This window comes from Nostoc commune NIES-4072 (assembly GCF_003113895.1).
GTDB classification, from domain to species: domain Bacteria; phylum Cyanobacteriota; class Cyanobacteriia; order Cyanobacteriales; family Nostocaceae; genus Nostoc; species Nostoc commune.
Map to the genome: position 1 here is coordinate 3,755,482 of NZ_BDUD01000001.1, position 25,518 is coordinate 3,780,999.

At 42.0% G+C, this 25,518-nt stretch carries 16 protein-coding genes; 10 read left to right on the top strand and 6 right to left on the bottom strand.

Translation table 11 applies throughout. From position 1 onward, the window contains the following. Window positions 1–16: 16 nt before the first annotated feature. Both CDC33_RS16755 and fraI read right to left on the bottom strand, forming a co-directional pair. Window positions 17–1,768 carry an ABC transporter ATP-binding protein gene (locus tag CDC33_RS16755; protein WP_109009422.1) on the bottom strand — a complete coding sequence of 584 codons (1,752 nt, stop codon included), beginning with the start codon at window positions 1,766–1,768 and terminating at the stop codon, window positions 17–19. Window positions 1,769–2,019: 251 nt separating this feature from the next. Next, window positions 2,020–2,646: a septal nanopore formation protein FraI gene (gene fraI, locus CDC33_RS16760; RefSeq protein ID WP_109009423.1), complete on the bottom strand. Its 627-nt coding sequence runs from the start codon at window positions 2,644–2,646 to the stop codon at window positions 2,020–2,022. A gap of 410 nt (window positions 2,647–3,056) precedes the next feature. On the opposite strand from fraI, the gene galE reads away from it, so the two are divergent. Further along, window positions 3,057–4,055: a UDP-glucose 4-epimerase GalE gene (gene galE, locus CDC33_RS16765; protein ID WP_109009424.1), complete on the top strand. Its 999-nt coding sequence runs from the start codon at window positions 3,057–3,059 to the stop codon at window positions 4,053–4,055. Between the two features lie 121 nt (window positions 4,056–4,176). On the opposite strand, the gene CDC33_RS16770 is transcribed toward galE, so the two are convergent. After that, entirely contained in the window at window positions 4,177–4,872 is a 696-nt protein-coding gene (locus CDC33_RS16770) for a hypothetical protein (protein ID WP_181374039.1), read from the bottom strand. Continuing rightward, window positions 4,847–6,118: an urease accessory protein UreH domain-containing protein gene (locus CDC33_RS16775; RefSeq protein WP_109009426.1), complete on the bottom strand. Its 1,272-nt coding sequence runs from the start codon at window positions 6,116–6,118 to the stop codon at window positions 4,847–4,849. Before CDC33_RS16775 ends, CDC33_RS16770 begins: the two co-directional genes overlap by 26 nt. 427 nt (window positions 6,119–6,545) lie before the next feature. Between CDC33_RS16775 and CDC33_RS16780 the strand changes: the two genes are divergently transcribed. Together CDC33_RS16780 and CDC33_RS16790 are read left to right on the top strand one after the other, a co-directional pair. Then, a complete protein-coding gene (locus CDC33_RS16780) occupies window positions 6,546–7,838 on the top strand; it encodes a hypothetical protein (protein WP_181374040.1) in 1,293 nt (430 codons plus the stop codon). Between the two features lie 699 nt (window positions 7,839–8,537). Next, window positions 8,538–9,590, top strand: a complete 1,053-nt coding sequence (locus CDC33_RS16790) for a M28 family peptidase (RefSeq protein WP_109009428.1) — start codon at window positions 8,538–8,540, stop codon at window positions 9,588–9,590. Between the two features lie 69 nt (window positions 9,591–9,659). On the opposite strand, the gene CDC33_RS16795 is transcribed toward CDC33_RS16790, so the two are convergent. Next, the gene (locus tag CDC33_RS16795) at window positions 9,660–10,115 is read right to left on the bottom strand and encodes a hypothetical protein (RefSeq protein WP_109009429.1); all 456 of its coding nucleotides are present in this window, start codon (window positions 10,113–10,115) and stop codon (window positions 9,660–9,662) included. Between the two features lie 762 nt (window positions 10,116–10,877). Here CDC33_RS16795 and CDC33_RS16800 point away from each other — a divergent pair. After that, entirely contained in the window at window positions 10,878–12,551 is a 1,674-nt protein-coding gene (locus CDC33_RS16800) for an alpha/beta hydrolase (protein ID WP_109009430.1), read from the top strand. Between the two features lie 782 nt (window positions 12,552–13,333). Then, window positions 13,334–14,002, top strand: coding sequence for a DUF6875 domain-containing protein (locus CDC33_RS16805; RefSeq protein ID WP_109009431.1), 669 nt, complete (start codon window positions 13,334–13,336; stop codon window positions 14,000–14,002). Window positions 14,003–14,253: 251 nt separating this feature from the next. Here the strand turns inward: CDC33_RS16805 and CDC33_RS16810 are convergent, their stop codons facing one another. Beyond that, window positions 14,254–14,748, bottom strand: coding sequence for a helix-turn-helix domain-containing protein (locus tag CDC33_RS16810; protein ID WP_109009432.1), 495 nt, complete (start codon window positions 14,746–14,748; stop codon window positions 14,254–14,256). 641 nt (window positions 14,749–15,389) lie between these two features. Between CDC33_RS16810 and CDC33_RS39870 the strand changes: the two genes are divergently transcribed. From CDC33_RS39870 to CDC33_RS16835, 5 genes are all read left to right on the top strand, one after another. After that, window positions 15,390–15,698 carry an SH3 domain-containing protein gene (locus tag CDC33_RS39870; protein WP_109009433.1) on the top strand — a complete coding sequence of 103 codons (309 nt, stop codon included), beginning with the start codon at window positions 15,390–15,392 and terminating at the stop codon, window positions 15,696–15,698. Window positions 15,699–15,810: 112 nt separating this feature from the next. Then, on the top strand, window positions 15,811–16,140 hold the full coding sequence (locus CDC33_RS16820; RefSeq protein WP_109009434.1) for an SH3 domain-containing protein: 330 nt from the start codon (window positions 15,811–15,813) through the stop codon (window positions 16,138–16,140). A 269-nt stretch (window positions 16,141–16,409) separates the two neighbouring features. After that, window positions 16,410–18,626, top strand: coding sequence for a peptidase domain-containing ABC transporter (locus CDC33_RS16825; protein ID WP_109009435.1), 2,217 nt, complete (start codon window positions 16,410–16,412; stop codon window positions 18,624–18,626). A gap of 6 nt (window positions 18,627–18,632) precedes the next feature. After that, window positions 18,633–20,015, top strand: a complete 1,383-nt coding sequence (locus tag CDC33_RS16830) for an HlyD family secretion protein (protein WP_109009436.1) — start codon at window positions 18,633–18,635, stop codon at window positions 20,013–20,015. A 139-nt stretch (window positions 20,016–20,154) separates the two neighbouring features. Continuing rightward, window positions 20,155–25,479 carry a two-partner secretion domain-containing protein gene (locus tag CDC33_RS16835; protein WP_219930040.1) on the top strand — a complete coding sequence of 1,775 codons (5,325 nt, stop codon included), beginning with the start codon at window positions 20,155–20,157 and terminating at the stop codon, window positions 25,477–25,479. Window positions 25,480–25,518: the final 39 nt, after the last annotated feature.

The following is a 25,518-nucleotide window of genomic DNA, read 5'->3' on the forward strand; positions in this document are numbered from 1 at the left end:
AATGTTAAATGTTGTACTAGTGCAGTAATTCTTCAACTTGATGTTGGCTCCACAAAGTTCTGTATAGACCCTCTTGTTTTAAAAGTTCTAGGTGATTACCTGTCTGAACAATTCTTCCTTTTTCCATCACTAAAATTCGGTCAGTAGCTGCCGCCGCCGATAATTGATGGGTAATGAAAATTACTGTTTTGCGTACAGTACCACTAGAGAGATTTTTCAGGATTTGCGTGGCTGTTTGATTATCCACACTAGAGAGGGCATCATCCAAAATTAACACTGGAGCATTGACCAGCATAGCCCTAGCTAAGGCAGTACGTTGCCGTTGACCGCCAGAAAGAGTGATACCGCGTTCACCAACAATAGTTTCATATTGCTGCGGAAAATTGTGAATTTCTGATTCAATTTGGGCAAGTTTAGCGACAGATTGTATCTGCTCTTGTTCGCTAATTGGATCACCGTAGCGGATATTATTTTTGATTGTAGTGCTAAATAGAAAACTATCTTGAGGAACGTAGGCGATCGCACCTCGTAAATCTGCCAACGCTATCTTAGTAATATCCACACCATCTAAAAACAATTGTCCTGATTCAATATCCAACAAGCGCGGCAAAGCATTGGCTAAAGTAGATTTTCCCGAACCAATTGCCCCAACAATGGCTACGGTTTCTCCCGGAGCAATAGTAAAGTTAACATTATTTAGGGCTGGAGTAGTGGAACCAGGGTAAGTATAGGTGAGATTTTTAGCTGTCACTTCCCCTTTAAGTTCAGCCACAGGTAGATGTATGGCATCGGCTGTATCTTGAATTTTCGGTGTGACAGAGAGAATAGATTCAAGGCGATCTATACTAACTTCACCCCGTTGGTAGGCTGTAATTGTAAATCCTAAAATGGCTGTGGGGAAAACTAGACGCTCTACATAAATTAATAGTACTAAAAAATCACCAACCTGAAGCGTCCCAGAAGACATTCGTGCCGTCCCTAGCCAGATGATTATCAGCGAACTGACATTGGCTAACCCGTTAATTACCGGAAACAGTATATTTCGGAGTTTTGCCAGTTCCAAGTTAGCAGTCAATAGCTGCTGATTTTTCTTGGCAAAGGCTCGACGCTCGTTTGCTTCTTGGGCATAGATTTTAATTAAAGCAATGCCACTGATATCCTCTTGGATGAGTTCGCTGATGTCAGAGAGTTGCTCTTGGACTGCTGCTTGTTGTTTGCGTAAGCGATTACTAAACAGACTCACTAACAAGAGCATAAAAGGATACACTGCCAGAGAGGCTAGTGTGAGATCCACACTAATTGCCAGCATTACTGGCAGTGTCAGGGCATAGGCAAACACGATATTTGCCAAACTCAAGACTGCAAAACCCAACAACCGCTTGATATTGTCCACATCACTGGTAGCGCGACTAATCAAATCACCGGCAGTATTACTAGCAAAATAAGCCGGCTCCAGCTTGAGTAAGTGTTCAAAAATCCTTTGTTTCAGGTCAAATTCTACCTGTCGCCCTACTCCAAATAGCCAAATGCGGGATGCCATCCGCATTAGCCACATCGCTGAACTGAGTAAGACAATGATTACTACGTCATGTATTATTTGGCTCAAGACGAAGGTTGTGGAGAGTTTGTCAACACCAGCACGAATCAACAAGGGGATATAAACGCCCAGTGCATTGACAGACAACAAAGCGAGAATGCCTAAAGACGCCTCCCGCCAATGGGGACGTAGGTAAGCAAGAAGTTTAGTGATTCGTCGAGATTTTGCCATTAAAGCAATTTTGCAACTTTATCATCCTAGATTAACTGCTAGTCCAACAAGACAGCTATGTAGAGGGAATATTGCTTGTAAATCAAGCTTTTATTACCTTTTAACTGGATAGTTATCGAGAAAGGCAGGAGGGAAGAGGAATTGGGGCAGAGGGGAAAGAAGAATTGGTGCAAAGGTAGGGGGAAAGATTTTCCCCAATTCTCCCTGCTCCCTGCTCCCCTGCTTCTTTTCTCCTGCCTTCTTTACCTTTATTACCTCTGAACACGTAAGAACCTGTAAATTTCAACGAGATAACTTTCCCAAGTTCTTGTTGTCAATTGCAACGTTTCCGCATTCGGTACAAAGTCTTCAAGTCGTAAACCGCGTGTGCGAATATCTTGGGGATTTCCTTGTAATAGATAGGGGGGCACTCTCAAATTATAAGAAAGAATGCCATCCCCTGTAACATCTGAGATGTTTGCTGCGGTGGTTTGTTGCCCTAATGCCACCAGTGTCCCAGATGGTGTAGAAGTTACTAGAGGTGCCCTATAAAGGAAATAGGCGACTGCTGGTGTACTTGCCAACAGCAAAATTGTCAGTGCCCAACCTATCAAGTATCCTCCTGGTTTGTCTATCCCGCCTCCTTTGATTCTCTGAGCTGCAAAAATCATCATTAAAATAGAAGCTCCTAGAGGCTTGAGTGGAAAAGACAGCATCCTCCACAATGACGCCACAGCTGGTTCATTGGGGTTAACAAAAGATAGGGCTATGATTACCAAGATAACGACTAAGATCAATCGCCCTACAAAACTTCCAGAGGGATAAAATCGCTGGAACAGAGAATATACGATAGTGCCAATCAGCAGCCACAGCAGTACTCGGCTTAATAATAGAAACATAGATTAACTCTCAAATTTTCTGGTGCAGTGAGCCAATGTGGTGGTGAGACAGTCCTCCTTGCTTGGGATTTCCACACCATTTCTCTTGTTTAGAGAAGAAGTGGCTCCCCAAGAGGAACTGTCGTGCATGGTTTCCCTGCATAAAACAACTAGCGACTTCTTAGCTTTAGCGACGCTAGGAGCGTCACCCGTAAGGAACCTAGAGGTTTCGGGAAATGAATTTATTTTATTGCCAAATTGTAATCGCACTGTTTGACTTAAAATACCTCAAACCTCACACCCAATGACTACCGTCGTAGTGATTTTAGTGCAATTTTTTGACACTGCGTCTATTATTTATATTTTTCTAGAAGAGTAATATAGTACCGGTAAACTAAATCAATCGAGTAATCGACTCAAAAGGAAAAACTATGTCGCCTGGAAAGCCTACCATTTTGGTCACGGGGGGAGCTGGATATATTGGTTCTCATACGGTGCTTGCCTTGAAGCAAGCGGGTTATAACGTTGTCATACTTGATAATCTGGTCTATGGGCATCGTGATTTGGTAGAAAAAGTTTTACAGGTAGAACTGATAGTCGGGGATACAGGCGATCGCGCTTTGCTAGATCATCTATTTAAAACCCGCGATATTGCTGCTGTGATGCACTTTTCTGCTTATGCCTATGTAGGAGAATCGGTGACTGACCCGGCTAAATATTACCGTAATAACGTTGTTGGCACTTTAACCCTGTTAGAAGCAATGCTGACGGCATCTGTGAAGAAATTTGTCTTTTCTTCTACTTGTGCCACCTACGGTGTACCAGAATTTGTACCCATTCCAGAAAACCATCCCCAAAATCCGATTAATCCTTATGGGGCTACAAAGCTAATGGTGGAGCGGATTCTTTCTGATTTTGATGTTGCTTACGGTTTTAAATCAGTGCGTTTCCGCTATTTTAATGCTGCTGGTGCTAACCCCAGTGGCTTGCTTGGCGAGGATCACAATCCAGAAACTCATTTGATTCCCTTGGTGCTGATGACAGCTTTAGGCAAACGAGAATCCATCTCAATTTTTGGCACTGATTACCCTACGCCCGATGGTACTTGTATTCGTGATTATATTCATGTTAATGACTTAGCAGATGCCCATATTTTGGGATTGGAATATTTATTAAAAGGTAACGATAGCGAAGTTTTCAATTTGGGCAATGGCAGTGGTTTCTCTGTCAGAGAAGTCATTGCAGCTACCGAACAGGTAACAGGAGTTTCTATACCAGTAGAAGAACGCGATCGCCGTCCTGGTGATCCTCCAATTCTCATTGGCGCCAGCGAGAAAGCCAGAACAATTTTAGGCTGGAAACCTCAGTATCCATCCATCAAAGATATTGTCGATCATGCGTGGCAGTGGCATCAAAAGCGACATCGGTAAAAGAAATTAAAAGTAAACAATTACAAGTGTTGGGGGAATTGCTGTCGCCAACACTTGTATATTATTAACTAAATAAAAAGAAAGGCGGGCTGAAAGGGTAGACACAAAGAAAAATGTCTCCCTACTCCCCACTCCCTCTCATACTTCGCAGTACGACAATTAAGATGCCAATAAATCCGAGGATTGGAAGTGCGATCGCCCAAATTGGTAATTGCTGAGATTCACCCTCTCCTAAATTACTGTTGACATCTCGCAGATTTTGTGTATTTTCTGTAGAGCCGCCTGCCACAGTAACTTCAAATTTGAACTCAAAGGGTTTGAATCTTGCCCCAGAGACTGGTTTACCATTTAGTTGCAACTGATAAATACCTGGCTTGGGAAAGACAACTTCCGCACCTGGAATACCTTGATAACGTTCAGCTGCCACAGGTTCTAACTGTGGTTCTAACAGGGGTGGCTCTCCGGCTGCATAAGGTTCGGCATAAACAGCTAACTGACAATTACACTGTGACAGGGGAATCACTCTTCCACCTCTGCGGGTAAGGGCAAACCAGGCTTGGCTCGGTTCTCCAGCACGAGGATTATCATTTGGTTCAATGTGGAGGGTGCCGCCAACATCTCCGGCTACTTCCACTTTATGAGCAGATGCAGGAGAAAGATTAGTTACTGATATAACTAAGCAACTCAGAAATAATAAATACTTTATTCTTCCTTGATGCCAGGAAATGCCTTTGAGCGGGTAACGCCTCTGTTTTTGACTCATTGAGATGGAGCCAGAAAATAAGGGTGATTTACCGTGATTTGGTTGGGGGAACATAAAACTTTTCTACGGCTAACTTTGACCAAAAAAAGTGCGATCGCACCATTAAGACACTGAGGGTAACAATTCCCATCAGTACTACTGCTAATTTATTTCCCCAAGTTGATTGCGAGGAACCCAGGTAATGGGAACCAATCAACACGGCATGAATGGCACTCAAGAGCAAGGCTGGCACACCCAATAGATGAATCTGTCGCCAACGCTTGCCCAAAGATTTCTGCAACGATTCCCAACTCGTTAAAGCGGCGGGGGACATTAATAACAATCCTACAGCACCCGCAGCCATACCCCACTGAAATTCTGGCGGCAGGAAAGAAAAGGCGGCAAATTTCCATTGCAATGAGTGTTCCATCATGTGGGCGGTGTGAACCACAGAAAGCACAAAAGATCCCACTCCCAAGGCTCGACGGTAACGCAGTGGTGATGCCCACAAGCCACTAATAGGACGCGCAATTAAAGCCAAAATTAAGCAGATTAAGGCAGCGTGTCCGGTGTAATCTACCATTGTGTCACCAGTTCGCAGCAAGGTGATAACGCCAATGATGAGTGTCACCCAACCGCCTAATCGAAATAACTGACTGCGCCTGTCTTTACTTACCAAAGATGTGGAAACGCCTACACCTAGCATAGTTGGCAGGGTTCCCAGTCCAAAAGCCAGCATAGTTGCCCCACCCATCCATAAATTGCCAGTTTCAGCAGCTTTAATTTGGGCAGCATACAGGAAACCACAGGGCATTAAACCCCAAGTCATCCCTAAAAGCATTGGTGTCCACCATTTGGTTTTTAAGGAAAGCTTAACCATTCCTGTGCTGAGGCGATCGTGTAAACTACCTTGTAACAAGGGGTGTAACACGGGTATTCGCGGTAGTAAATCGGGTTTTACTTGTCCTAAGCCAAACCAAATCAGCATTACGCCAGTTAGAATTGCCATCCAGCGCCGGAAGTCGCTACCAACACCCGCTAGTTGTCCGCCTTGCAACAATACCGAACCTAGCGCCCCAATGCCAGCACCGACTAGAGCATAGCTCAATATCCGCCCCAGGTTTAGCAAAATATGAAATTTTAATTGCTGTTGCCAAGTGCCGGACTTTTCTAAGGTTGATGTGCGTCCCAAAGAGGCTGCTGGTGGTGTTTTCGGCTGATGAGATAGGGAAAATGCCATTGTTAAAGGGCCACACATCCCAAAGCAATGTCCAAAACTCCCCAGGAACCCCAGTATTGCGATCAGCAACAAATCTACCATAAAAAAGCCCTGAGTTCTAAATCATGAGTCCTGAGTGTCAGAATAAAGATTTTGAAGAAGTAATAATAAATTCTTTTCTTCTTTGCTCAGTACTCAGCACTCCTCTAGTGGGGCACTGTAAGTCAAGTTGCGATCGCTGTCAAAAGACAAGTTGTCAAACTTGATGTTTACGTAGGAAAAGAAAAAAGGAAGAAAGCTTGGGTGTAAACACTCATAAAACTCCCTGTAGGCGCGTGAATCCTAAACTAATAACTTGAGATACAAAAGTATATATAGTATAGTATTATACTTGAGATTGTGTATAATCTTAATATATCAAGTAGCATCTACTTAAAAATGTCTGTCCATTCTTTTGATTACTATCTTAAATTATATTCATAAATCTCTCTTAAATAGATAGTTTCAACTAAATACAAGTACAAAAAATATGTTATTTCACAATAAAATGTATAAAGCAAATGATGTTTATGGTATCAGCCGTGACCTTCCTTTAAACTATATAAGGAGGCAAGAAGTTGATCAAAAACTTATTGAAAATTTAGACAAAAGTAGACACATTGTTATATATGGTAGCTCCAAGCAGGGAAAAACATCTTTAAAAAAGAGTTGCCTGAAATCTGATGAATATATTAATATTCAATGTCTTAATCATTGGAAATTAACAGATATACATCTTGCTATTCTGAAACAAGCGGGCTACCAAACTACTCAATCTGTTAAACAAACTGCTTCTGGCAAGCAAAAGGTTGCAGCTTCTTTTGAAGGATTAGTAAATTTTTTCGGACTTGCTGGAAGTAAAGGAACAATTTCAACTGACACAGAACAACAAAAAACTACTGAGACTTTATTAGAAAATTTTGATGTTGATCCAGAAGATGTAAATGATATTATTGCTTGCTTGAATGCGATAAAATTTCAAAAGTATATTGTTTTAGAAGATTTTCATTATCTTGATATAGATATTCAAAGAGACTTTGCAGTTGTATTAAAAGCATTTCATGAAGCATCTAAGTTTTGTTTCATAATTATAGGTGTTTGGTTAGAAGAGAATAGGTTAATTGTACATAATGGCGACTTGACTGGACGTGTAATTGCTATAGATGCTGATAAATGGACTCATAGAGAATTAATGCAAGTAATTGATGAGGGAGCTAAATTATTAAATATTAGTTTTACCGAACATTTTAAAACGACTGTTATAAAAGAATCATACGAGAGTGTTTATATAGTTCAAGAAGTTTGTTCTCAAGCGTGTCATCAAGAACAAGTAAAAGAAACCCAAAGCCAATTCCGTACCATTGGTGGTAGATTGCTTGTGCATCATCTAATCAAATCTGTTGTTAATCAGCAAAATGGGCGATATATGTCTTTTATAAATCAATTTTCTGAAGGATTTCAAGATACACAACTTGAGATGTATAAATGGATTCTTTACCCTATTCTTTCACTAAAATTAAAGGAGTTACAGCAGGGACTTACTTATGCGCGAATACGTGAGGAACTTCAATCGCGTCATCCACAAGGAAAAAACCTTAATCCTGGGAATTTAACTCAAGCTTTAAAATCGACATCTTCACTTCAAGTTAAAAAAGGTATCAAACCAATAATAATTGATTACGATCAGACAAATAGACGATTAAATGTGGTAGACAGAGGTTTTTTAATTTGGCTTGCCAATCAAAATATATCAGAACTATTAGCAGCAGTTGAATATAATTAGAAAATCTAAAGCGATGTGCGACTTAATATTGTGTAAAAAGTTCATAAAATTGAAGAGGATCGCAGTTATAGCGATTAGGCCGGAAGTAAGGGGTATGAGTTAAAATTTTGAGGTTGATTCTGCTGGTTAAGTGCCACATATACCAGAACGGCTGCATCATGTCAGTAATAGAAGTCTATTTGCAATAGAGTTAAAATAATCTCATTAATTCTTGCTTATTGCTTAAGCAATTTAACTAAAGTGACCTTACCTAATTAGATAAGGTATATTGAGCTTAGGACAAATAGATTAAAGCCAAAATCACTAGCTTTGTTTATCATGGAAACCTTGAGACTTCGTAAGATAAAAAACAAATTGATACCATCTTTTCAAAGTCTAAAATTTAGACGTAGTAAGAATGGGGTACTTTTCGTTTTGAAATATTTTCGTAATCCTCAAACCACATCTGACAAGTCTGAATTTGAAAAAGTTATGGAAGCTTATCAAAAAGTAAGTAGTAAGTATAGGAATGCACTTCGTGAGCTAGCTAAGTGAATGATATTTTTTGGTTGAGTGAGGCAATTAAGCTGATTGCAAAGTAGCTTTGCAGGTTTATCTAAGAATTTAAGGAACCAAAATACTAAATCCTTCCTAGCAATCCTGGAAAGTTATGCCTGGGGATTTGCGTTACCCTAAGTCTGGAAGCCAAGGATAAATCACATGAAAAAATGGATTTGGCTGATGCTGTTGGTGCTGATGGTAGTTGCAGTGGTGGGTAGCAGAGGTAGCACGTTTTTTGAACAGCGTCCGTCACCAGCAATTGTTGAGCGCACTCCAGTGGAAACACCCCAACTACAGCCAGAGTCAAAGGAAGTTGACAGTGCGCCGCAAGTGTCTACTAATGAGCTATTAAAACATATCCAAAAGTTGAATTATCAGCGCTTCACAACAAAAGAGCGATCGCTTACTCGCACTTATATCACAACTGAACTCACAAAATTAGGCTGGAAGCCCAAATTGGAAAAGTTCTCTGAGGGTGTGAATATTTTTGCCGAACGCCCAGGAACGAGCATTGCCGCTAAAGCAATTGTCGTGGGAGCGCATTACGACACTGTTGCCTCATCCCCTGGTGCTGATGATAACGCCAGTGGTGTAGCTGTGGTGCTGGAAGTAGCCCGGTTGCTTGGTTCTCGTCCCACGCCACGGACGTTACAGCTAGCTTTTTTTGACCAAGAGGAAGCAGGACTTTTGGGTAGTCAGGCTTTTATCAGTAAGACAGCACGCTTGCAAAATTTAGGCGGAGCGATCATCATGGATATGGTAGGTTATGCATGTTACACTGCTGGGTGTCAAAAATACCCTGCGGGGTTACCTGTTACCCCAATTAGCGACAAAGGCGACTTTTTGACAGTAGTCGGTGATACAGAACATTTGCCTTTGCTGAGTGCTTTTCAAAACTCACAGATGCACCCCTCAGATGCTCTGAATAAACAAAAATCAATGCCATCAGTCCTAACACTACCAATTCCTTTTAAAGGTTTACTGACACCAGACACCCTACGCAGCGACCATGCACCATTTTGGTATCAAGGTGTGGGTGCTGTATTGGTGACAGATACCGCAAATTTACGTACTCCGCACTATCATCAACCTAGCGATGTTCCAGCGACTATCGAGCGATCGTTTTTTACAGGAGCAGCACAGATTGTGGTTAATGCTACTAGTGCCTTGTTAGAAAAAAACGAAGGTTTGGAAACTCAACCACCAAGCTGACTGAATAATTCGTAATACTCGCCTCCGGCGAGAAGCAAGCTACGTAATTCGTAATTAAAGGATAAATGACTAATTCTGTGTAGCGGTACTAGTTTTGGGTTCAGGGAAAGTCAATGTCCAATTCTTTTTATCATTGATTTGAAAGTACAAACCTTGAAGAATCAGCCGCAGAGCCGTTCGAGTTCTAATAAAATTTTTCACCAGATAAGTTCCTGGTTCAGCAAAGATATCATTATAGTTTTTTATCTGACCAAATTGTTTTGAACAGTAACTGCCAGCACCTTTTACGGTTAATACAAAAAACGGAGCTTTTTTGTAGTTGTCAGGAATCATAAAAATTCCATATACATGGTGACGACCACGCCACGGCTGAACTATAACCTGAGTAGCATGTACTTGGAAATTTGTAGTTTTTGCAGCAAGAATTGCTTCAGAATTGCAATCAGAATTATTCACAGGCCACCACAGTATAATAATACTCAGGGAGAGCAACAAAATCAAAATATAGCGGAGTCTGCGATGCATAATGCCAAGAAAAATGGTTGATATGGCTGGTAGAATTTGATGGGTAATGATAAGCTGCTAAAGCAGTAAGACTATCCCCAGCAACATTTCTGCACCACGTTATAAAGGACAAAAAGAGAACATTAAGCAATCGGCTAAACTTTGCTGTCAAAAAAATTGCAGTCAAGATATCAGCCGACAAAAAGTTTAGATTGTAAATGCGTAGTTTACCGCCGCAGGCATCGCTTACCCTGTTCTAGACTTTCCTTACAGTATTAAACCTAGCTGAGAAGCAATCAGGCTTTTGTGGCTGTCAACACTGATTTATCCTTAATTTTTTTAGCTGTGATGAATTCTACAATTCGTTGCTTTTGTTATCAAAATAGAATACAGGAGTCAGAAGTTAGGAGCCAGAATTGATTCTGAATTCTTCTTCAAGTTTTTGATGTAATTCTGTTCGCATCTACTAGTGCTTTGAGGAGATCAGTGCAACGCCGATAACGAGTCTTGCTTGCCTACGGCACGCTACACGAACGAGCGTCATAGCCCAATACGGTTCAGTTAAAGAAATTTACCTGTTAAGGCAGGCAGGGGGAGCAGGGCAGGCAGGGGAGGCAGGGGGAGAGAATATAAAGCTTAACTGAACTGTATTGCGTCATAGCCCATCGTAGACATCGCTATCAAGTTAATCTATAAATCTGCTTTTATTTCTAGATAATTAGTAGGGTAGCCGAATACACAAATATTCGTTATATTCCCGTAAGTAACACTTGGTATATATTTATGAGAAGAAGTTGGGGAAGTCTTAAGACAGTTGCAGGTTTCTTTAGCGCGATTGCTCTTACACAATTCGGAGTAAATACTCCGGCTATTGCGGCTGACACAGTTGTTGTACGTTTGGGTTTATTTACAGAAACCATTTCCCTTGCTGAGTTGCAAAAGGCTGCAAAAACTGGGGAATTGCCTGGGAGTTTACAGCCTTACGCTAAACGATTATCTGAAGAACAACGCCGTTTCTTCTTAGGGGCGCTAGGTATGAGTATACCGATGGATGTTGTCACAGTTAGTAGGTTAGTTAATACCCAGATTGGTACAACTATTCTTAGTGACTTTGCTACAGCCTTAGCTAGAAAGGACAAAGCTGGGGTGCAAGCACTGAGAGCAGGATTGGTATTAGGTTCTACTGCACCGCAAGGTCTTTCTATACTGAGTTTTATCGCGGCTTATCCCAGTAAACGTTTAGAAATTGATTTACCAAAGGCTTTTATAGTTGCACGAAGTTTGAATACAGCTTTTTGGCGTACCCAGCAATTTATGCTAGCGTTGACGCGTAGCGGCTTGTCGTTAGACATCGCTCCCCGAATCGACACCATAACACCGCAGATTGCTTACCCTTTTGATCCCAGTCAACCAGGAACTGCTCAAGTAAAAATACTCAACTTAAGCCTGAATGACCAAAAGCGCGATCGTAAAATTCCAGTTGATGTTTACTGGTCAACTGCTGCAACTCCCGACAAACCCCTGATTGTCCTTTCTCACGGCTTCACATCAGTCCGTACAGACTTATATTACTTGGCAGAACATTTAGCATCCCACGGTTATGTAGTAGCAGCTTTAGAACATCCCGGTAGTAACCAGGCAAATACTAACTCAGCATTACAAGGCAAAACCAGTCTTATGAAGCCTGAAGAGTTTTTGGATCGCCCTCGTGATATTAGTTTTATGCTCGACGAATTAGAAAAGCTCAACCAAACGGCTAATCATCCGCTACAAGGGAAACTTGCAACCAATAACGCGATGGTTATTGGTCATTCTTTTGGTGGTGGTACAGCTTTAGAAATTGCTGGAGCAGAGTTACAACTTGAACAACTCAAACAACGCTGTAAGAATAACTTGACTACTTTCAGCGAAGGAGAAGTTATGCAGTGCATCGCTCAAAAGCTACCAGAAAATACCTATCAACTACGGGATACTAGAATAAAACAGGCGATCGCTCTCAATCCTACAACTTCTCTGATTTTTGGCGAAACTGGGTTAACTAAAGTGCAAGTTCCTACCTTAGTGTTAGCAAGTTCCGCAGATAAAACCACCCCAGCTTTAACAGAACAGATTGCGGGATTTGACAAAATCCCATCCCCAAAATGGCTAGTTGGTATAGTTGGCGGTACTCATCTGAGTGTAAAAGACCCCACTACCACATCGGATCAGATAGGAAAACCAAATACACCAATTAGTGGCGGTGAAGTTGTGGGTGAACAAGCAGCAGATGTTCGCAAGTACGTTAAAGCTATAGCTTTGGCCTTTGCTTTCCAAATGACTCCAGAAGCTAAAAAATATGCTATTTTTCTGACATCAGATTATGCCCAATTTGCTTCAACTAAGGCATTTCCATTTCGCCTAATTACGCAGATTCCTCCTGATGCTATGGCAGTGGTGAAAGAATTTGTTGAGAAATAAGCGGCTTCCAATTAAACAAATATCCAATTTTGTACTAAATGGATTTTGCAGATGTCTAAGCCATTGTCGAAAAGGTACTAACTTATCTTAATAGATTAGACTTTATCTATTAAGTAATATGCAGCGTTATAAAATTAGGCTTAATTTATAATATCTAGCTAGATTAAATTATAGTAATTTGAGCTAGATTAAATCATAGTAACTTGATATTAAATGTGTCCTTACTGTTAAATCTACACCAAATTTTTACAGTAAAGATAACTATTTACACATAAACTTTATAATATACTTATTAAAAATAATAGAAGCTTAAGAGTGTAAAAAAGTATGGGTATTTGCTGAATAATACAGATGTATTCTACCTCAAACTTCCAAATTGAAGAAGGTAGCTATGCTGAAGGCAATCAGAGGAGGTCTGAATCACTTCTAATTGAAAACCACTAAATTTAGGATTTAGTGGGAGCCTTAAACCCAGCTTGGGCAAAGCACAAAGGCATAGCTGAAAACTTTTTCTCCCCTCTACCTTCTGCCTTGCTCGGAGAACAGATAAATGAATACAACTGGCTTGATGCAAAATAGGTTTGTGTATTTATTGGTGTAAACTATTTTAAATTCACAAAAATGTTAAAGCATTTTTAGCCGCTAAAGCGACAGATAAACCCAAAATAGGAGAGTTCAAGGCTTGGTTTATTTACTTAGATAATAAGTAGTTTCAGACATATCATATTGTCAAAGTAATTTTGGACTCAGAACTAGACAATTACTCTATTTAAGTCAAGCTCATGAAACTTTATACAACTCTTGAAATCGAAAAACTCCAGGACAATGAAGACCTTCCTTACTTGATTGAAATTATGAATTGGGTGAAAAACTTTTTAGGAAGACCTCATCCTAATTTAGGAAGACCCGGCGTAGTTTGCCCTTTTGTACCTCACTCTCTCAAGTCAAACAGTATTCGTCTGGCAGTTATTCACACAAAAGATTTGTATGTAGAGCAATTAGAAGAACTTGTTGGACGCTACCGAGATATCTTTCTTGAGATGGAAGTTAAAGAGGATGAATTAGCAATAAATAGAGCTTTTTTACTTATCTTTCCTGACATCCATGTAGAAGATGCTCCTAAGCTAGTAGATAGTGTCCAACAAAAACTTAAACCTTTGTTTGTTGAGTCAGGACTAATGATAGGAGAATTTCATAACCGTAATCAAAGTCCTGGTTTGCATAACCCAAACTTTCGTCCACTTCGTAGCCCTATCCCCTTATTGGCTATCCGGTTTATGGTTGAAGCTGATTTACCCTTTCTTGAGAGTCCGGCTGATCCATACTTACGTATTCGATATCTGGAAGCTTATTTAAAGTGTTTTGGTCATAAATTTACAGATGAAACAAAGTTTAGAAATGCTCATCAAGCGCTAGCTTTAGCGAAAGAACAAACAGCGATTTTCAGGTAAATCTACCAACCACTCTGTAGTGTCAAGGAAAATCGGCGGGAATCCCATTCTTTCAAGCAGTGGGAGGAATAAGCCATAACACATCTAAATGTGCATATTAAAATTTTCTTAATATGTTGTGCGGTGAGTATCTTGCCCGCGCTAATTATGCAACTTAAATGCTGATTAGCTTAGTCGTCCGCCGATTTAGTCATTAGTCATTGGTACTAATCACTAATGACTTTTTTACTATTTCAAAGAGTACTGTTTTTTTATAAAAACCGCACTAAATCTTTTTGGTGTAAGGTTTCTTGCTTAGTTGTGTTGCCTTTTGGCCGTGTGGAAAGCCCCATCTCCTTGAGCAAACGGTTAATGTGACAACTGCTAACCTGAATTCCCAATTCTTTTGCCAAATGCTTGCTTAACCATTGTGCTGTCCAGTGTTCAAATGAATAGCCAGCAAGGCGCGGACTATGGCTTACCAATTCTTTTAAGCGATCGAGGTATTGCTCATTCACAGTTTTAGGTCGTCCCATCAAGCGATCGCTCCATTTGTGAGCTTGTCCTGTTTGTGCGATCGTAATCCAGTAGCGTGCAGTCTCTTGAGAACATCCCAAAGCTTCACAAATTTGAGTCTGAGATTCACCTGCATCGAAAAGTAGCATAATTTCAATGCGACGGCGGTATTCTGCACGTAAGTCGTTTTCTAAGCTTTTCAGTAAGTATCTGCGCTGAAAGGGTGTTAAGCAAAGACCTGGATTTTCCATAACGATTCCCCCTGGTAGAACTTGCACTCTTTGGAAGTTCGTTTAGCCCGCATTTCTCACAAGCGGTGCGATCGCTATTACCAAACCTTTATCAGGCTTAGATTTTGAGCGTTTTAGACACTGCACGAATCACAACAATATGTGAACGGCGTATTTTATCTCAAGTCTAAGTGGCATAAGCGTTTTGGGCTACTCGTTTAAACCTTTGTGAGAAATCCGGGTTAGCTTCTTTGCGAACCTCTGCTTACTTATCGGAATCAAAAGTCTATGAATTCCACAACTTGTTACAAAACCTCACAATTATCGGATGAATAGTCAAAAGTTAGGCTTTTCACGCGTTGATGCTGTGACTGGTCAAACAGCAGCGATAAAAAAGTGACGATGAAATCAAAGGTATAGCTTCAGTATCAAGGTGGGTGACTTGGAGTATCTGAGAGCGTCAAAACACTTTAATTTACAAGACAAAAATACCTTTAACTTGAAATTTTAAAAACTTAAATAATAAAAACATAAGTACTTGAGTTATGCGTAAAAAATCACTTTGAACCTATTGTTTTTATCAAGTTAATATCAGAATATTTCAATGGAGTTAGACAAGACATCACTAATTCCACATCAATCTCGAATGAAGGAAAACGACAATGTTAAGCACTAAAGAAAACTTGAAACAAATTCAGATGGACACTATTCAACAGGAACCATTGTTGACCGAGTTGACTCCCGAAGCAGCAGCTACCGTCGAGGGAGGCCTTCTGTACACTACGAAAGGAGTCACCACCAGGCTGAATATTCGTGAGCGTGCCACCACCAAGTCCGACAAGATCGGCTCTTTCCGGCCTGGCGCAGTCTTTGACGCGTCAGCTAAGGTCACGAACGGGTTCCGCAAACTCTTAGGACGAGCAGGATGGGTAGCAGCGAGTTTCACCAAGCCTTTTCTGATTAGAGTCTAGTAGACAAAATGAAAGCACGAGGGGCTACTAGGCAAGCTAAATAATTTTCATCGTTTAGATTACAGCTTTGCAGCGGTAGCCATCAACATCAATCTCGAAAAGGAAAACGACAATGTTAAATACTAAAGAACACTTCAAACAAATTGAGATGGACACTATTCAACGGGAACCATTGTTGACCGAGTTGACTCCCGAAGCAGCAGCTACCGTCGAGGGAGGCCTTCTGTACACAACGGAAGGAGTCACCACCAGGTTGAATATTCGTGAGCGTGCCACCACCAAGTCCGACAAGATCGGCTCTTTCCGGCCTGGCGCAGTCTTTAACGCGTCAGCTAAGGTCACGAACGGGTTCCGCAAACTCTTAGGACGAGCAGGATGGGTGTCAGCTGAATTCACCCGGCGCGTCTTGAAAACTTCAGCTGGGTTTATAAAATTAACTTAGAGTCAAGTAGACAAAATCAAAGCACGAGGAGCTACTAGGCAAGCTAAATAATTTTCATTGTTTAAATTACAGCTTTGCAACAGTAGCCCAACGCCTAGTAGTCTGATTAGACAAGCTGAACACTCACTTTGGTCGGAGCAATTGCTCCGACCGAACTTTCTCCCCAAGATAATACCAATTGGGTTAATTGTTGATAGACTCATTTGTATTTTAATAGCGAAGCATTCATTTTAAGCTCAAATACAAAATAGGATAGGTCTTTAAGAAAAATGCGCTACCAAAGTGTACTTCAACACAGTGAAGAAGACTGTGGTGCTGCTTGCATTGCCACTGTTGCCAAACACTACGGACGCACCTTTGCCATCAGTCGGGTGCGGGAAGCCGTCGGTACAGGGTCACGAGGAACTTCTCTGCTGGGGTTGAGCCGGGGTGCTGAAACTTTAGGATTCAATGCTCGCCAAGTCAAAGCCTCAGAGCAACTGGTCGATCAATTGAATAAAGCCCCTCTACCAGCAATCATTCACTGGAAAGGCTACCACTGGGTCGTTTTGTATGGACAAAAGGGTAAAAAATACGTAATTGCTGACCCAGGTGTAGGCATCCGCTACATCACCCGCAAAGAGTTAGTCGAGGGTTGGAGCAATGGTATTATGTTGTTGCTAACGCCAGATGATAACCGCTTTTATCAGCAATCAGATGATAAAATTGGCGGCTTTGGGCGTTATTTGATGCGGGTTTTACCCTATCGCGCCATTCTCATCCAGGCTATAGCAATCAACATTGCCATCGGACTGCTCTCCCTTGTCTCTCCCTTAATGATGCAACTGCTCACTGATGACGTGCTAGTGCGGGGAGATACCCAACTGCTAACCGTCGTGGCAATTGGAGCGATCGCTCTGAGTTTATTTAGCAGTGTGATGGGTTTGGTACAGTCTCACCTAATTGGTCACTTTGGTCAAAGGTTGCAATTAGGGCTGATCCTAGAATACGGGCGACAACTCCTGCGCTTGCCCCTTTCGTACTTTGAAGGACGGCGCAGTGGGGAAGTCGTCAGCCGGATTGCCGATGTGGATCACATCAATGAGCTAGTTTCTCAAATTGTCCTCGGTTTACCAAGCCAATTTTTTATCGCCTTGGTTTCTTTGGGCTTCATGCTGTTCTACAGTTGGGGTCTGACTTTGGCAACCCTTGCTGCCTTTATTATTGTCACCCTCGTCAACCTGCTTTTTCTCCCAGCCTTGCGCCAGAAAACCCGCAGTGAGATCGTCTTAGGTACAGAAAACCAAGGCTTTCTCGTCGAAACTTTTCATGGTGTCCAGGTGCTAAAAACTACCCAAGCCACTCCCCAAGCTTGGCAAGAGTATCAGACCAACTATGGCCGGCTTGCTAACTTGGGCTGGAGTACGATGAAGCTGGGGCTTTACAGTGGCACAATTACTAATATTTTTTCTACTTGCACTAATATTGCTTTACTCTGGTTAGGCTCTTACTTGGTAATTAATCGCACTTTAAGTATTGGACAGCTGCTAGCGTTTACTGGTATGAGTGGCAACTTTCTCGGCTTTTTGGGTTCAGTTATCGGCTTAGTTGATGAGTTTATCACTGCCCAGATTGTCATCCAACGCCTAACGGAGGTGATTGATGCTACCCCAGAAGACGGCAAAGACGAGAAAAAACCTTGGGCAGAACTTAAGGGCAATATAGATATTACTTGCACCAATCTTAATTTCCATCACGCAGGTAGAGTTGACTTGCTGCAAGATTTTTCGCTGATTATCCCTGGCGGTCAAGTCGTTGCTCTGATTGGTAAATCCGGCTGTGGTAAAAGCACCCTCGCCAAACTGCTTGCTGGTTTATATTTCCTCCAATCTGGCAATATTCGCTATGGCATCTATAATCAGCAAGACCTCTCGATGGAATGTCTGCGGCAACAGGTGGTGCTAGTACCTCAAGAACCCCACTTCTGGAGTCGCTCAATTCTTGAAAACTTCCGCTTCAGCTATCCTCAAATCAGCTTTGAACAAATTGTACAAGCTTGCGAGATTGCTGGTGCAGATGAGTTTATTAGTAAATTGCCCGATAAGTATCAAACTGTTTTAGGTGAATTTGGCGCGAATCTTTCTGGTGGACAACGACAGAGATTAGCGATCGCTAGAGCTATAGTTACTGATCCACCAGTATTAATTTTAGATGAATCCACTGGCGCTCTCGACCCAGTAAGTGAAGCCAAACTGCTAGATAGACTGCTGTCTCATCGCCTGGGCAAAACCACAATTATGATTAGCCATCGCCCCAAAGTTATTGGGCGGGCTGATTGGATTGTACTGCTGGAAGAAGGGCGTTTGAAAATCCAAGGCACTCCAGAGGCTCTGCGCCATCAAGCTGGTGAACACTTAGACTTTTTAGACAGCGTTGACCCATTTAGAAATGGTTTAGTGCCTAAATCCTCTAACTCTAACGGTAAATTCAGCACAATCATTAACTAAAATAGCATGATTAGCCATTCCAACTCAGACTACTTGCCCCCAATTCAAGACAACGAGTTTCTCCCGCCACTTGGTCGTTGGACTACTTGGGGCGGACTAGTTCTTGTCTGTGCTGTGGGGTTAGGCGTTCCACTCGCCTCTGTTACCAAATATAAAGTAACCGTTAAAGGACAAGCTGTTGTCCGCCCTGCTGGTGAATTGCGGCTTGTTCAAGCTGCTACAGAAGGTCAGGTGACGCGGGTTTTTGTTGCAGAAAATCAAGTTGTCAAAAAAGGGGATGTCATTGCCACTATTGACAACTCGAAGCTACAAACTAAAAAGAGCCAACTGCAAAGTAACATTGGGCAAAGTCGTTTACAACTCTTTCAAATCAACGCCCAGATTAACGCCATTAATAGCCAGGTTTTAGCTGAAACTGAGCGCCTCAACCGGGTTATAGCTGGTGCTGAAGCTGAATTAAGCGATCGCAGCCGGAACTATCAAGATAAAGTGATTACTACCGCTACTGATGTCAAAGAAGCGAATGCCAATGTCAAAGCTGCGGATGCTAGTTTGAAAGCTGCCCAGTCAAAGCGAAATCGTTATGAGACTGTAGCTAAAGCCGGAGCCTTATCTCAAGATCAATTTGAAGAAGCACAACTAGCTGTTCGCCAGCAAGAACAAGCACTCTTAGCAGCTAAAGCCAAATTGCAAAATGTCCAAACTGCCCTTAATCCTAGTAATGCACAAGTAGCGATCGCTTCTCAACGGATTGCCCAAGAAAAAGCTACAGGTAAAGCCAACATTGCTACTTTAGATAAAGAACGCCTTGCTTTAATCCAGCAACGAATTGAAATCCAAAAACAGCTAGAGAGCGACACCCGCGAACTCCAACAGGTAAATATCGACCTCAGTCAGACTATAATTACTGCCACAGCAGACGGAATTATTTCTAAATTAAACCTGCGAAACTCTGGTCAAACTGTTCCTGCTGGACAGGAGATTGCCCAAATTGTCCCCAGTGATGCTTCCTTGGAGATTAAGGCAGCAGTAGCACTTCAGGATAAAAATAAGTTGAAACAAGGTCAAACAGTACAAATGCGGGTTTCTGCTTGTCCTTATCCAGATTATGGTACTCTCAAAGGCAAGGTTAAGACGATTTCTGCGGATGCAATCGCACCTCAAGGGAATGCTGCTAATGCCACCGCCACAAAATCTCCTAGTCAAAAAATGACAGATGTTGGTGGGTTCTATGAGGTAACAATTAAGCCAGAAAACCTTTCTCTAGGTAGGGAAAAACATCAGTGTGCTATTCAATTAGGAATGGAGGGCACAGTTGATATTATTTCTAGAGAAGAGACTGTGTTGCAATTCTTTTTGAGGAAGGCGAGGTTGATTGCAGACTTGTAGTGCGTTGGCGTAGCCCGCCGCAGGCATCGCAGCGTAACTATTCGTAATTATTTCTCGTAATCCTACTGTGGATTTTCTATCTATCCTTATAAGAGGGTGTAATTTACTTGCTGGTTATTTAAGGGGTGCAATGTCTAGAATGAAGCGATATAGGCAGCATTGGTGCTGGAAATTCGCATTGGGAAGTTGGTTGGTAATGGGTAGTGCGATCGGCGAAGCTGTATTGCAGACATTCGCTTTTTCTGTTAATTCCGCTTTTGCCCAAATTACCCCCGATAGCACTCTACCCAATAATTCGAGTGTTACAACACAAGACAACATCAGTACCATTGAAGGGGGAACTCAAGCTGGAAGAAATTTATTCCACAGTTTTCAGGAGTTTTCTGTTCCAAATGGGAGTACTGCTTTCTTTAATAATGCTGCGGATATTCAAAATATTATTAGTCGGGTAACGGGTGGATCAGCTTCTAATATTGATGGGTTAATTCGGGCTAATGGTACAGCTAACCTGTTTCTAATTAATCCTAATGGAATTATATTTGGTCAGAATGCTCAATTGAATATTGGTGGTTCTTTTGTTGCGACAACAGCTAATGCACTGCAATTTGGCAATCAAGGTTTTTTTAGTGCCACTAATCCAAATACTCCACCTTTGCTGACAGTCAATCCTTCAGCTTTGTTATTCAATCAAATTACATCTCAGCCAGTTTATTCTATTGAGAATCGAGGATTTCTCTCAGTTGGTGATAGTCAAAGCCTGTTACTAGTGGGGGGCAAAATCTCCCCAACTCTAACTGCAACTGGAGCAATATTAAATGAAGGCTCTCTATCTGCTCCCAGTGGACGAGTTGAACTCGGAGGATTAACCGCAGCCGGAACGGTTGGGTTAAATGTAGAGGGCAATAGTCTAAGCTTAAATTTTTCTGATGGCGTAACATTAGCTGATGTGACCCTCACAAATCCAGCTTTAATTAATGTATCTGGGGACGGTGGTAGTATTGCCATCAACGCCCGGAACTTGGATATTTTGGGAGGTTCCCTGCTTGCTGGAATTGACTCAGGACGAGGATCGGTGAATACTCAAGCAGGAGATATTACACTCAATGCAACAGGAGCTATCACAGTTGCTAGTAGTAGCGAAAACTCTTTTAGTCAGATTTTCAATGTTTTAAATGAGAATGCAATAGGCAAAGGTGGTAACATCAACATCAAAGCTGGGTCACTCTCTTTTGATAATACTAGAATGAGTACCTTTACTAATGGCTTGGGAAATGCAGGTAATATATCTATACAGGTTGACGACTCAGTAGTGATCGCTAATAGCTTATTCAGCACTAATGTATTGGAAAAGGGAGCAGGTGAAGGCGGCGACATCAACATTAAAGCTGGATCACTCTCCCTCAATAACACTATACTGGGTACTTTCATTGCCGGAAAGGGAAATGCTGGTAGTATATCTGTACAGGTTAATGATGCAATTTCTCTCACCAATAGCTCGTTGACCACCAGTATATTGGAGCAAGCAGTAGGTAATGGCGGTAACATCGAAATCAAAGCTAGGTCACTCTCCTTAACTGATAAAGCCTCTATTGATACTTTTTCTGTCGGACAGGGAAATGGTGGTAACGTATTTATTCAGACCGATGATTCTGCTGCATTTTTTGATAGTGGCGTTAATAGCCAAATTTTGGGCGACTTCCCCGCTGTAGTAGAGCAAGCAGTGCGAAAGGGCGGTGATATCAATATCCAAACTGGGTCACTTTTCTTAGACAATGAAGCGCAACTGAATGCTAGCACTTATGGACGAGGAGACGGCGGCAAGGTATCTGTGCAAGCCAGAGACTCAGTGTTTCTAACTAATAGCTCGATCAATAGCGATGTGGGAAAGGAAGCCATAGGTAATGGCGGAGACATCAATATCCAAGCCACGTCATTGTTTTTGACAGACAATTCCTCATTAAATACTGACATTTCGGGACAGGGAAATGCTGGCAGTATTTTTATCAAAACCAGTGACTTGGTTAGTGGTGAAAGTAGCTTTATTTCTAGCAGTATGACACAGCCAGCCATTGGCAATGGGGGTGATATAAATATTCAAGCCACATCCTTCTTATGGACAAATGACCTTGATTTAGACGGTACTGGGCTCAGTACTAGCTCTGTTGGCAGAGGAAATGCTGGTAGTATCTCTGTGCAAACGAATGACTCAGTTTTACTATTTAATAGCTCGATTAGTAGCGACTTGCTACCAACAGCAGTAGGGAAAGGGGGCAATGTTGAAATTAAAGCCAACTCGCTATCTTTGTATGACTCTAAATTGAGTACTGCGACGGCTGGAAAAGGAGATGCTGGCAACGTTTTAATTCAAGCGAATGACTCAATTTCACTTATAAACAGTAACATTGCTAGTGATAGTGACGGCGAAATCTTCAACAAAATAGGAAAATTAGCAGGCAAGGCAGGAGATATTAATATTCTCACTGGGTCGCTTTCCTTAAGTGATGAATCTAGACTAAGTAGCAGTACTTATGGTCAGGGAAATGCAGGTAATGTATTTGTCAATGCCAGTGGTTCTGTTTCGTTTGCTAGTGGCAGTGATATCTTGAGTGCTACTACTAGCTTGAAGTTTCTAGGTATTGGAGAATCAGAAGCAGAAGGTAAAGGAGGTAATATCAGTATCATTGCTGATTCTCTTGCTTTAGATGATGCTCTTTTTGCTGCTGCCACCAGTGGAAAAGGGAATGCTGGAGATATATTTTTGCAAATTAATGACTTTTTGACTCTCGCAAACAATAGCCAGATTAGCAGCTCCGTAGCACCAGGATCTACAGGAGATGGGGGAGATATTAATATTCAAACGCGATCGCTCCAATTGAGAGATGGCTCGCAAATCCGAGCAAATGTTGAGAATTCACGTAACAATCTTCCTACTGGAAGCGGACAAGGAGGAAGTATTCAAATTAATGCTTCTGAGTTGGTTGATATCTTTGGAGTCACTTCAGATGGATACGTCAGTGGCTTGTCTACCGGAACTGCGGGTATAGGCAAGGCAGGTTCCTTAACAATAAACACTCCCATTTTATTCCTCTCTGATGGAGCACAGATAACTACTGCTACCCTTGGCGCTGGTGAAGGAGGAAGTTTGAATGTTAACGCCTCTAAATCTGTGCTGATGTATGGCATCTCCTCTGATAGTAATTTCACCACTGGTTTGTCTAGTAGAACTACGGGGACAGGAAAAGCAGGTTCTTTAACAATTACCACTCCTGTACTACTCCTCGCTGATGGAGCGCAGATTGACGCTAGTACCATTGGTACAGGTGAGGGCGGGAACTTAAATATCAATGCGTCACAATGGGTGCAACTGTATGGCACTTCAGCCAATGGTCAGCCTAGTAGCGGCTTATTTACTAGAACCGAAGGCGCAGGCAAAGCAGGTTCTTTAACAATTACTACTCCTGAGTTATCTGTCTATGGTGGGGCACAAGTTGATGCTGGTACTTTAGGTTCAGGTGAAGGAGGAAATTTAAATATCAATGCCTCAGAATCGGTGCTAGTGTTTGGAGAATCAGCCAATCGTACAAATGTTAGCACCTTGACTACTCAAGCTGGAAAGACAGCCACTGGAAAAGCAGGTTCCTTAACTATAAACACTCCCAATTTGTCTGTCTTTGATGGAGGACAGATAAGTGCTAGTACCGATGGTGCAGGCGAAGGAGGAAGTTTGAATATCAATGCGTCAGAATCGGTGCAAGTGTTTGGCACTTCAGTCAATGAAAGGTCTCCTAGCGGCTTATTCACTGGAACTGAAGGTACAGGAAAAGCGGGTTCTTTGACGATTAATACTCGTGAGTTACTTGTCTCTAATGGAGGATTAATCTCAGCTGCTACCCGAAGTTTAGGTGAGGGAGGTAGTTTAAATATTGATGCTTCCAAATCGGTTTTAGTGATTGGAGAATCAGCTAGTGGTCGGGCTGTCAGCACCTTGTCTACTCAAGCTAGCCAGACAGCAACAGGAAAGGCGGGTTCTTTAACAATCAACTCTCCGGAGTTATTTGTCCTTAATGGAGGACAGGTTGATGCTAGTACCTTTGGTACAGGCGAGGGAGGAAGTTTAAATATCAATGCCTCACAATCGGTGCAAGTGAATGGCATCTCAACCAATGGTCAGTCTAATAGTGTATTAACTACCAGAACTCAGGGTACAGGAAAGGCGGGTTCTTTGACAATTAACTCTCCGGAGTTATTTGTCCTTGATGGAGGACAAGTTGATGCTAGTACCTTTGGTTCAGGTGAGGGAGGAAGTTTAAATATCAATGCCTCACAATCGGTGCAAGTGAATGGCATCTCAGCCAATGGTAAGTCTGCTAGCGTTTTAAGTACCAGAACTCAGGATACAGGAAAGGCGGGTTCTTTGACAATTAACTCTCCAGAATTATTTGTTTTTGATGGAGGACAAGTTGATGCTAGTACCTTTGGTTCAGGTGAGGGAGGAAGTTTAAATATCAATGCCTCTAAAACAATACAAGTGATTGGCACTTCAGTTAATGGTCAGTCTGCTAGCGTCTTGTCTGCTCAAACTCAAGGGACAGGAAAGGCAGGAGATATGAAAATCAATACACAGCAATTACTGATATCTGACGGTGCAGAAGCTACAGTTGGCAGCCTAGCAACAGGAGTAGCAGGCAACCTCGACATTACTGCTAAATCTGTGGAACTCAACAATGGAGCGATTAGCGCCCAAACTTTCTCTGGTAATGGTGGCAATATAACGCTAAATATTGCAGACTTACTGCTGATGCGTCAAGGCAGTGAAATTTCTACTACTGCGGGTACTAGACAGCAGGGTGGAGATGGCGGAAATATCCAAGTTAATATCCCCAACGGCTTCATTGTTGCCGTCCCTAGTGAAGATAGCGATATTAGCGCCAATGCCTTCACAGGTAGAGGTGGCAGAGTTGACATTACAGCTAAGGGTATTTTTGGTATCCAGCCCCGCTCTAATCCAACTTCTTTGAGTGACATCACTGCCAGTTCTCAGTTTGGCGTAAACGGTACTGTAGAAATTAACACGCCAGATGTTGACCCTAACAGTGGCTTAGTCAACCTGCCAACCGTACCAGTTGATACCCAAGTAGCACAGACTTGTACCGCAGGTAGCACTGTAGCTAAGAGCAGTTTTACAATCACTGGACGCGGTGGTTTACCACCTAATCCGGGTGAAGCCCTTAGCGCTGACGCAGTGCAGGTAGATTTGGTGTCTCTCAACCCAGAAGTAGGTAACACTCCAGCAGTTTCTACAAATCCCATTAACCCAACACCATCTCGCATTGTAGAAGCTACTGGTTGGGTAATTGCTGCTAATGGCGATGTAATTCTCACTAGTACACCCACCGTCACGCCTCATTCTTCTTGGCAGAGGACAACCGATTGCCGTGTGTTTAATCAACACCAGGGAGGTTGAGCAACTTACACTGTCTATTTTTAGTAAAAACGCGGTGCG